Source organism: Campylobacter sp. RKI_CA19_01128 (assembly GCF_025771175.1).
Classification (GTDB): Bacteria; Campylobacterota; Campylobacteria; order Campylobacterales; family Campylobacteraceae; genus Campylobacter_D.
The window spans coordinates 1-566 of record NZ_JAKMPU010000040.1 but is presented as its reverse complement, the minus strand read 5'-3'; the positions used below and the strand labels follow the sequence as shown (position 1 = coordinate 566).

Below are 566 nucleotides of genomic sequence, written 5' to 3'. Positions count from 1 at the left end.
TTTAAAAAGGAGTATCAAATGAAAATCACAATGATAATTCTAAGCTTATTTTCTTTAGTATCTTTAAGTGCATGTGCTTTTAAAGAAAATAAAGCAAGTGAATTAGAAACTCTTGCAAGTAATTATGGTGGAATTTATATCTTTGATAAAAAAATAAGAGAAGAGATATTGGAATTAGAGAAAAAAAGAGAAGAATTTCGTAGCAAGTATTTAGGGAGTGAAATCAAAGTAGGAAATGAAACTCATTTTGTGAATTTTTCTTATTTGAAGAAAAAATTCCCTCAAGTCCTTTCTAATGGTTGTAAATATTATCGTAGTGATTATAGATATAAAGGTAAAGCTAATTTTGGTTTCAAAGATAAACCCGAATTTGCATACTATGAAGATCAATTTAAAGCATATATGGGTGAAGAAAACTATAAAAAATTAAGACCTTATTTAGGTATGACAACTTATTATGTGTGTGAGGGTAAAAAATATCCTGTTGTTTTTGCTACTATGATAGATTATAAAGTAAAAAGCTATGGATTGTTTGGAGATGAAGGAAGAGGATTTAGCTTTTCTAG

The 566-nt window shown here is 27.4% G+C and carries 1 protein-coding gene; it reads left to right on the top strand.

The genetic code is table 11. The features are described 5' to 3' along the window. Window positions 1–249 precede the first annotated feature (249 nt). Window positions 250–566, top strand: a 317-nt coding sequence (locus L8U98_RS08245; RefSeq protein WP_318529471.1) for a tRNA 2-selenouridine synthase, incomplete at its 3' end; no start/stop codon positions are given.